This window comes from Candidatus Wallbacteria bacterium (assembly GCA_028687545.1).
Taxonomy (GTDB): domain Bacteria; phylum Muiribacteriota; class JAQTZZ01; order JAQTZZ01; family JAQTZZ01; genus JAQTZZ01.
Genome location: JAQTZZ010000021.1, coordinates 13,526 through 23,848, shown reverse-complemented (window position 1 = coordinate 23,848; position 10,323 = coordinate 13,526). Strand labels below are relative to the sequence as shown.

Annotated in this window: 4 protein-coding genes; all 4 read right to left on the bottom strand. The window is 43.6% G+C overall.

The genetic code is table 11. The features are described 5' to 3' along the window. Nucleotides 1–23: 23 nt before the first annotated feature. The 4 genes from PHW04_10180 to PHW04_10165 all read right to left on the bottom strand — a co-directional run bounded on the left by PHW04_10180 (nt 24) and on the right by PHW04_10165 (nt 9,428). On the bottom strand, nt 24–1,220 hold the full coding sequence (locus tag PHW04_10180; protein MDD2716252.1) for an ATP-binding protein: 1,197 nt from the start codon (nt 1,218–1,220) through the stop codon (nt 24–26). 162 nt (nt 1,221–1,382) lie between these two features. After that, nucleotides 1,383–2,699 carry an ankyrin repeat domain-containing protein gene (locus tag PHW04_10175; protein MDD2716251.1) on the bottom strand — a complete coding sequence of 439 codons (1,317 nt, stop codon included), beginning with the start codon at nt 2,697–2,699 and terminating at the stop codon, nt 1,383–1,385. A gap of 32 nt (nt 2,700–2,731) precedes the next feature. After that, a complete protein-coding gene (locus PHW04_10170; GenBank protein ID MDD2716250.1) occupies nt 2,732–6,082 on the bottom strand; it encodes a kelch repeat-containing protein in 3,351 nt (1,116 codons plus the stop codon). 16 nt (nt 6,083–6,098) lie between these two features. Continuing rightward, nucleotides 6,099–9,428, bottom strand: a complete 3,330-nt coding sequence (locus PHW04_10165; protein ID MDD2716249.1) for an ankyrin repeat domain-containing protein — start codon at nt 9,426–9,428, stop codon at nt 6,099–6,101. Between the last annotated feature and the right edge of the window lie 895 nt (nt 9,429–10,323).

Sequence of the window (10,323 nt, the reverse complement as noted above, 5' to 3'; positions counted from 1 at the left end):
ATTAGCGGGTACTCATTTTCAGATTACTCAACTTCGTTTTGCTCTATAGGTAGAGTCAAGGTTTCCCAAATGTTACTAATCAGAATAGGGTTGAAAATTCTGATACCCTGGATATTGAACTGCTGATTTCCATTGTAAAGGATTACTCCTTTAGCCACACGCTTGAGTTCAAACTCCTCAAGACGCTTCACACTCTTCACAAAATCAATGGAAAACGTTTCTGCCGACTTGATTTCAACAGGAATCAACCTGCCATTTTCCCTGATCAGAAGGTCGACTTCATTCCCGTGCGAGTCGCGGAAAAAATAGAGTTCCGGTTTTATCCCCTTGTTAAAAGCCCCTTTTATAATGTCTCCGATTATAAGGTTCTCATACAGATTGCCGCGCAATGGATCATGGGCAGCCTGTTCTTTTGTGTGAATGCCCAATAGAAATGCAACCAGACCTGTATCAGAGAAATAAATCTTGGGAGATTTGATTACCCTCTTACTGATATTTTCAAAAAACGGGGGAAGTTCGTAAATTACGTTTGAGGCTTTCAGGACGCTGAGCCAGTTTCTGATGGTCGTATGCGAAACTCCGGTATCGTTTGAGAGAGAAGAAAAGTTGACGATCTGTCCCACGCGGCCGGCAAGCAGAGTAAGAAATTTCTGGAACTGAGAGAGGTCGCGCAGATTTATCAATGCGCGCACATCACGTTCGATGTACGTCTGCAGGTAACTGTTGTAAAACCTTCTCGGGTCAAGGTCATCCTGGTGAAGCCTTGGAAAACAGCCCTTGACTATCAATTCGGATGGAGACCAGTCAGGTTTGTAATTACGGAGTTCAGAAATGGAAAAAGGCCACAATGTCAGAACAGCTGTCCTTCCAGCCAATGACTGGCTGATCGCTTCATGAAGCAATGGCTGATGGCTGCCGGTCAGTATGAAATGAACTTTTTTCCCTGCTTTATCGACAATGCCCTGGATATATGAGAGTAATAAGGGGAAACGCTGTATCTCATCAAGTATCCCGCCTGTCTTCATCTGACCGAGAAATCCCCGGGGATCTGCTTCGGCCGCGCTTCTTACGTCCGGGTCTTCCAGGGAGAAATACGGTTGATCAGGAAAAGTCATTTGAGCCAGAGTCGTTTTACCGGATTGCCGAGGTCCAAGGATTGTTACAACCGGATACTCTTTTGCCGATCTGATCAGCTCTTCAGTAATGTTTCGAGTAATCATATTGTAATAATACACATTCTCTGTGCAAATCGCAAGTTAAAAAGCTAAATTACACAGCGCATGTGCAATGTTGTCGCCACTAGTTGGAAATCATTTCTGAATATCAGTCAATTGAAAGCTTGGTTGTTTGCTGCTGAGTTTGAGACTTACTCGCCATGTTCTTCAACCCTTTCTCCGCATCCTTACTTTTGCCAACATGAGGAGCAAAAGAAGTATCAGTGGAATGGAAAGGTAAATCCTAGTTAATCTTCCGTGCTCAATTGTCGAATTATCGTTGCTTAGGTTCACATCCTCAGTCGGCCTGAAATGGGCCCGGGAACATTGAGACAATACTGAAACAACTTCCTGGTATCCCTGGATTTTGGCTAGGTCAAGCGCATTGTAAACATGAACTTCATCAGTAGGTTTGCTGTATGCATCGAGGTATTTTGAAGATCCCGGCGGGCGGTCTGCTTTCCTTTGAGCATAGTAAAGAAGAGCAGGATCAGCTCCTTTAGCTAAAAGTATTTTTACAATTCCCAGATGTCCTTGATATGCTGCCTGCATCATAGCAGTGCTGCAATGGATGTAATCACGCTCATTAATCAGAGCTCCTTTTTCAATAAGATATTCCACAATTTTCTCCTGCCCGCAGAAGCTTGCTGCCATCAGCGGAGTCACACCATAGCCATTTTTCTGATTGACTACAGCTCCATAGTTGATTAGAGTCTGGACCACATCCAGCCTGCCACTGCGACAAGCCCAGTTTAGCGGTGTCCCACCCCGGTAAGTGCTGTATCTGTCGTCCTTGAGCTCGCTAAATAAGTCGGAAGCTTCTTTCGGATACTCCTGTTGTGAAAATCCACCCTCAGCAATTTCATTCACATCAGCTCCGTGGTTAATAAGAAGTATCGCTACCTCTGGACTGGAGGCAAATGACAAAGAAGACTCCAAAAACTGACCGGGTGAGTTCTGCTGTCCTCTTAATGAAACTGATGCTCCAGCATCTAGGAGAAGTGAGGTAATCTCTGACCTGTTATACAGGGCAGCAATGCTCAGTGGAGTAATGTATCCATAGCGATATTCGACAAGACACAAAATATTGAGTTCTTCATTTTGAGAGATCAGCCATTTTACAAAATCAGTGTTGGAACTCTTTATAGCATTGTACCAGGTTTTGCCTGTGACAATAGCCCCTCTTTGCTTAAGCCATTCAGCGGCTTCAATCTGATTGTAGGTAGCGGTTGTTTCAATGGGTGGACCCCGCCAGGTAGAATAAGAGTTCGTCCCTTTTTTTCTAAAGGAGGGAATGTCAGATTCTTCTGGATATAATTTGTTCAGTGTATCGATATCACCGATTTTCAACGCTGTCCAGAATTCGGCAGGGTACAAATCTTGATGATTCTTGTCACCAGCGTTATCATTTGCGGCAAATGTGAAAGAGGTGCACAAAAAGAAGAGAATTAAAACTGACGGTGCTAATTCAGCTTTCAATTTCATTCAGTAGCTCCACTGATGTAGTATTAAACAACTCATTTTCCACGATAAAAATAGAATTCCTGTTCCTTACAATTGCTATACTGCCAATAGTCAAGTTTGCGAGCCTTATTTCCATCAACGTTTTCCATGCCTTTACTAGTACTGAGCTTCCAGTCATTTACCAAATTAAATTCCACTGTCAGCTCTCTCGCTCCAAAGATTTCAACTGTTTCGCTATTATCTCTCCAGCGCTGTTCGTTTTTCAACTTCCAGCGAACGCCGTCATCATAGGCTTCCAATGGTAGGATTACAGCTGAAAAGACATACTTCTTTGGATAAACTTTTACAAGAAGAGTCTGATTGCTCCCAGAGATTTTTCCTCTGATCACTGGAGCCTGTTGCCAACAATTGTTGTCGCGTTCAAACTCGATTTCAAAGGAAGAGCCATCCGGCAAAGTCAGCATTTCCCATGAAATCATGTCATCAGAGATACCTTTAGTTTTCCATTTGTAACTCTCAAGAGTTCCTGATATCTCATCCGTATCGGTCAGCTCACTGAAGAATTTCACTTTCAAAGTAAAGTACCTATGGTCACTTTCGTTATCCGAAAAATAACTCAAGTTGTCATTAGTATTTACAGATGACTCAGCAACTTTCACTTTGGGTTTCCACTCTACTGCCTGCTTATCGATTCTAGTTGTCTGCATTCTGGTGATCTTAGAAGCAGTTTCGTTTTTTACCTTCACTGCGTCCTCGCATCCGTGTGCAACTGCAAGGCTGGTCCAGGCGTAAGCTTTACAGAAATCTTGTTTTAAGCCCTTTCCATCTGCATATAGCGAGCCCAGGTGAAACTGGGAAAGTTCATTTCCTTGTTCTGCAGCCAGTCGATACAGATCCTCTGCTTTCTTCAGATCTTTTGGCACACCAGTTCCATACTCATACATGATTCCTAAATTGCCTTGAGCCATAACATTCCCGTGCCTGGCAGCCAGGGCAGCCCATTTAACAGCTGCCTCGGGGTTTTCAGGCGCTCCCTGCCCGGAGTAGTACATAACACTCAACATGTGCTCTGCAAATGCATTCCCCCCTTTTGCCAGCTTCAGATACCATTTCAGGGCGTTTTCATAATGCTGAGGAGTCTTGGAATAGTAAAAAAGATTTGCAAGAACAGACTGTGCTTTAGGAAAACCCTTTTCAGCTGCTCTGGTGCATAACTCAATAGCTTTTTTACTGTCATACATGACCTCATTACTGTATGTGTAAACTGTAGCCAGCAGATACAGAGCTTCCGGATCATTCTGTGTAACTGCTTTTTCATACCATCCGACAGCCTTTTTTATGTCTCTGGGCTGAACATAGCCATTCTCACAGAATAGACCCATTTTGCACTGAGCCCTGACATTTCCCTGCTCTGCACTCCTCTGAAACCAGACAAATGCTTCTTTAGTATTCTGTGAAGTTCCGCTGCCTGAATAGTACAATTCGCCCAGATAGTACTGGGCATCTGCCTGGTTCTTATCAGCAGCCTTTTTCAACCAATAGAAAGAGTCCTTGTAATACTTCCTGTTATTCTCCCCCTGTTGATAGTAAACAACTCCTAAGTCGGTCATTGCTTCCACGCTGCCCTTCTCGGCTTCATGCAATAGAACCTCACATGTTGTTGGCATGGAAAAAACGAACTCTGTATCTTGTTCACTATAATCTGCACTCGCAAACCCAGGCAGTTCCAAGTTGGCAGGATTCAATGCTCCTGTGTCAGGCGAAAATGACCAAAAGTTGGAGTTTAGGGAATGTCGAGTTGGGCCTAAAATCTGAATTTTGTTGTTAAGGGATGCGCATGTCCTTGAATTGCCTGCAACAACTTCACCAGTTACTTTTTCCCAGCGGATACTATCAGCACTTTTCCAAATATCGCTGCAAAGTTCGCCAGTGGTGCCCTTTTCGAAATGCCCACCATATCCACCAATCAGATAAATTACATCATTGAAGGTAGCTAAATATGGGGAAAATCTTTCGCCGAACGATGCATCTGAACAGGCCTGTTCCCATGAAACACCGTCAGCTGAACTCCAGACTTTACTAATTGGATTTCCTTCATCATTAATACCACCAGCTACTATAATTCTACCTGCCTTCGTGGTGCACCCGAATGAGCGGAATGGCTCGAAAGGAGCATTACTGCAGATGGAAACCCAGTTTATCCCGTCTGTTGATCTCCAGATATCGTTGAACAGGATTTTTCCGTCAGTTCCGCCGATTAGAAAAAGGGCGTCATTATGGACACATACACCAAAATCACTTCGTGGGCCAAAAGTGCTGTGTCTTGTCAGACAATTCCAGTGAAATCCATCGGCAGAAGACCAGACATCGTCGAGTTGGTTCCCGTTTTCATTACAACCGCCGATAACCACTAACCTGCCTTGAAAAATCACAGAGCAGTGATCATAACGCCGGGGGAATGTGAATTCGTCCGGGACAACTCCTTTCCACCATATCTTATACTTACTATCAAACTCAAAAAAGTTGACAGTATTCCCTTGGTCAATGTTTTCCATTCCTCCAAGTATCCAGAGCTTTCTGTTATATCCAATCATTGAAGCGTGGCTTTTCCCGAGTATGGGATCATTTATTTCAAGATAAGACAGGTATGCCTCTGGGAAATACGAGTTTTTTACTGATATGCTCTCTGATGATTGTGCGATTGCTTTCAATGCCGGTGGCTGTATGGCAAGTGCCTCATTGGTTTTCGCCTGAAAAATTTCATGTGTGGCAGAGAAGTATTTTTCGTACTCTTCGATTACCTTTCGTTCGTACTGATCTTTGTTATAGTTTGCTTTGTAAAACTCATACTCCTCTTTTGCTTTTCCATGCTGCCCTGTCTCCAGATAAATTTTTATCAGCAGTTCATGAGGGTGAGGATCGTAAGGAGTTTTTTGAACATAAGTTTTCAGCCCATCTATCCCTTTTTCAATTTGCCCGGTTTTATAAATGCAATATGCTAAGTCTACTTGTGTGTTCCCTTTTGCTACACTTGACAACACCTCAACAGCACATTCATAGCTGCCCATCCGGTAGTATGACTCTCCAAGAAACCATTTTGCAGTGTCAACTCCATAGTACCTATAATCCGGATAATTCAATGCTTCACGGAATGCTAAGCTGGCTTTTTTATAATCATGCAAGTTGAAATAGCAATTGCCTAGCAGGCACAGCTTGTATCCGCGAAAATGTTTTGGGTCAATTTTTTTTTCAAGCTCATAGCACATACTTGCAGTTTCATAAGAGGAGCAGCCGTGGAAGATCGATTCTCCCAAATTAAGCAATACAAGAACAATGCTTTTAAGCTTGAAGGAGAAGAAAAAGAGAATTGGAAGCATAATTAGGATTAAAACTTTCTTCTTCATTTTGCAGATACTTTCATTAGAAATCTTCCAGTTTATCCAGGCCAATCGGGCAGCGGGACTTGCCCAGGAACAGATTCCAGACATCAGAATGCGCCTGATGTTCTTCGTTCTCACCACCGAAAATGTACAGCCCTTTGAAACAGTGACCTGTCATATGGAAAAATCTGGGAGTGACTTCATCATTTCCCATCTTTTTCCATTCAACTCCGTCTGCTGTATACCAGACATCGCCCAGAGCTACAATCTGACCGCCTTCATCTTCACTTTCACCGGCCCCGCAGGTTAGCCAGAGCCGGTTGGCCATGAACTTAAGATCAGCGCGGTATCTTTTTGAGAACGGCGGGTCAACTGCTGATAGCTCCCAGGACGTTCCAAACTGGGAGGTCCAGATCTGGTTTGTCAGCCCGTCCTTGGATTTTCCGCCTATGATCCAGATCTTGCCAAACGCAGCTACGCAGCCAAAAGCTTCCAGTTCGGGAAAAGGCTTTTCCTGGTTCACCTGCTCCCATTTCACCCCATCGCTGGAGCGCCAGACATCATTGAAAACCCTCTCCTTGTCCCTTCCACCGATCAGGAATATCTCACCATGAATTTCGCAAAGACCGAATCCGTAACGGGGACTGAAAGGCGCATGCTCCAGAATGAGCTCCCATTTCTGTCCATATTTAGAGTTCCACACATCGTTGAGAACATTTCCCTTACCGTCTTCCCCACCTATTATGAACAGTTCGTTTTTGAAGCTAACTCCGCCATGACCATAACGCGGTGAGAACAAGTTTTCCGGTGGTATCCACACATGTTTCCAGTTGCTCTTGTCTTCAACGTCTTCCAGAACGCAGACTTCATTTACAGCTTCGCCATCATTTTTGCCCCCGAAAATCCAGAGCCTGTTTCGAAATCCAAGGACTAATGACTGACTTTTCATGCTCTCTGAAACATTTTCCTCGACTCTTTTGAACGGTCCCATCAGATCGAGATAATTCTGAGAATTGAATTCCGAACGACTGTTGCTGGTTGAAGCGCCTGATGAATTCTTTATAACTCCAGCATCCGTCTTGGCCTTTCGCACATCACCATATTTCTTCAAGATTTCCACTGCTTCAAAGTCGCTTCTGTCCTGTGCCAAAGCCAGGATAGTTTTTTTATCAGGCGTTTTGGCATTGACATCCGCGCCTTCCAGGATCAACTTTTTCATCAATGAATACTCCTGATTGACTACGGCTAGAGCCAGCAGTTCATTGCTGTTTAAAAGCTTCAACTCCTGCAAGAGTTTGATCATTGCATATGGATTTCCATTATCAGGAAAATACACCTTGTTCAGGAATGGCGCGAGGTTTTGAACTTTCATGTAGATGGAAGACCTGCTCAGAGGCCAGCCGCACATGTCGTAGTACAGCACTCTATACAGTCTTTTTTTCCTGCCGCTGTCCCCGTATGCCGCCAGAGCGTTGTTTTTCAACAGCAGTTTTACTGTACCAATGTCTCCTGAAAGCAAGGCAAAAGTGAAGGCATCCATTCCATAATTGTTTCTGTCCGATACAACAGCTCCTTTAGCGATCAGTTTTTCGACTATTTTGGAGTGGCCTGCCAGTGAAGCCAGCATCAATGCAGTTGTACCATTTACATCAATGGCATTTACTTCTACTGATGTATCAAGAAAACACTCTGTCATCTCCTCCATATCTGGTCTGGAGTATGGAGAAAAATTCAACGCCAGTGAATATGCAATTGCTTCGCTGTCAATAAATTTGAGATACTTGGATTTAGTCGAGAGATACAAAATTGCTCTACTGGCATCTTTATCAATCAGGTCACTGTCAGTAAGTTTTTCGCATGCCATCCACAGGGCGTTGACGTTCCTTCCACTGAATTTCAGCGCAGCTCCTTTATTCACCAGAAATTTTACAGTGCTAATGAGGTTACCACTGATGGCCCACTCCAGAGCTGAAATTGACCTGTCATTCCTTCCTTTGAAATTAACATCAGCTCCCTTCTCCAGCAAAAGAGATAACATAGTAAGGTTATTAACACTACAAGCAAGCGGCGTCCAGCCATCTTCGGATGCAACATTCAAATCTGCGCCCTTTTCGATCAGGTAGTTTACGATTTCAGGATCAGGTCTGTGCAGACGGTTTTCGTTCTCCCGGCTTTTGGAGTATAGGGAAGGCATCAATGCCAAAATGATCGGCGGACACTTGGCATACACAGTTTCATCAGGTTTGCCGACATCAGCCCCTTTTTCTACCAGAAGCTTGACCAATGAGATATCACCATGGCAGCAGGCAACATGCAGCGGAGTATAACCATACCAGTCAGTCTCATCAGGATTCTTTAACTCCATGATCTTGGTCTTGGCTTCTTCAGTCTTACCTAATTCGATTGCTGTAATGAGATCTGAAACAAGTGTGGGACTATCCCACTTCACTAGGCTCTGATGACTTTCAAGAAAAGTCGCTACATATGACCAGTCTGAAGAGTCCTTAGAAATTGATCCGTCCTTCAGCTTTTTATTTATCGTTTCCAATGGAGTGAGTTTTGAAAGTTTACTAGGCTTTTCTGGATCAGCTCCGTTATCCAGCAGCAGCTTGGCAAGGTCGGCATGCCCTTGTTCAATTGCTGTTATTAATGGCGTAACACCACCATGTCCATACAGATTTACATCAGCGCCATGTTTGATAAGCAAAGAGGCAAGAGCAGATTTCCCGTTTTGTGCTGCTTTTGCAAGAGGTGTATCCAAATTGCGGGCTCTGCAGTTAGGATCGGCTCCTTTCGAAAGAAGCAACTCCGCAATTTCCGGCTGATCATTTTCACATGCACAATCCAGCATTGTCTGCCCGATTCGCAGCTTGAGATTGGGGTCCATTCCTTTTGAGATAAGTTTTTCAACCAGGGTCAAACAATTTGGAAGTTTACGGAACATCAATTCGTCCAATATCCTGTTCAAAAAGTCAGTATCATGGGTAACGTCCAGACCACTGTCAATAATCAATTCTGCGGCTTTCCCGAAACTGCGTTGCAAAGCCTGCTGCAGAAGGAATAATTTTCCCGAGTTGTTCAGACTTTTGATTTCAGCCAAAATTCCACAGACCCTATCCTGATCCAGATTATGAAAAGCCGTATTGAGTTCATCCTTTACATTCTCATCAATCTGTAGGTCACTGATGGAATTCAAAACTACTTCCAGGGATTGGACAGAGTTTTTGGAACTGAACTCATATCCCTTTATCTTTCCATGCAGATTGTTCACACTCAGGCTGTACACCAGTCTGGAACTTCTATTCTGAGCTGCGGACAGTAAATAGATCTGAAAGAGAAAGGATAGAATCAGAAACAACATCGAAAGCATAACACTGCCTGCAACTCTAATAACTGAAACCGTCTGTGTTTTTGATACCATAGTACGCGTAAAAATATCGTGAATTGCTTGTTTTCGTTTTGTAAGTAAAACAGTCAGAAATGAAACCAGCATGCAAAAAACGAACAGTAGGGAAATTTGCATTAAAAACCAGCTCCAGAATTGAGGAAAAGCCAATGATTTTAATAGCAGCTTCCTGGGAAAGATCAAGAAACAGCTGAAAACGAAAGGTGCGAAAGCCCTGGCCGCAGACCGAATTATTCCAGGGAAGTTACGGTCTGCACTTAAAACTTGCAGCCTTAGTAGCCGTTTGCCAAGAGTAGCACGAGCTCCGGTACATTCCATTGCAGTGAAATAGAAGAAAATCATCAAGAGATCGAACAGGTACCATGACTCTCCAAAGAGTAACTTTAACCACCATTCTGGAATCAGTAGCACAATAAGCCAAATCAATGGTAGATCGATAAAATAGGCTAAAAGCCTCAGACCTAAACCAGTTGGTTCAGCTTTCACATCATTCTGTAGTGTATTTTCAGTCATGACTCTGCGTCGAATCTAATTGACGCCATGCGCCGCCTTTTTATATGGAGTATAACATTAATAGCGATAGACGAAAAGCGAAGCTCTGGTTACTGTGTATTGATTTTTTTTCGAAGCCTGTCACCTGGACAGTGTGATTCTCAGTGCACTGGATTAAGTCCTATGTGGTTAAAAAACTAAACACAACCTTGAAAGCCGTTTTTTCTGCTCGTGAAAAAAAGCCCCATGTTTCAGGGGCTTTTTTCAGTACACTAATTTCAAGATTAATCCGGTCTTCTAAGTCCCACTCCACACAGTAGCAGTAACAACTGTGTTACGGGGACTAAGAAGCCGTAAAATCTTCGCT

Bases quoted from the DNA above. Each gene is read 5' to 3' on its own strand.
- PHW04_10180 (MDD2716252.1), bottom strand. From the start codon at position 1,220: ATGATTACTCGAAACATTACTGAAGAGCTGATCAGATCGGCAAAAGAG.
- PHW04_10175 (MDD2716251.1), bottom strand. From the start codon at position 2,699: ATGAAATTGAAAGCTGAATTAGCACCGTCAGTTTTAATTCTCTTCTTT.
- PHW04_10170 (MDD2716250.1), bottom strand. From the start codon at position 6,082: ATGAAGAAGAAAGTTTTAATCCTAATTATGCTTCCAATTCTCTTTTTC.
- PHW04_10165 (MDD2716249.1), bottom strand. From the start codon at position 9,428: ATGCTTTCGATGTTGTTTCTGATTCTATCCTTTCTCTTTCAGATCTAT.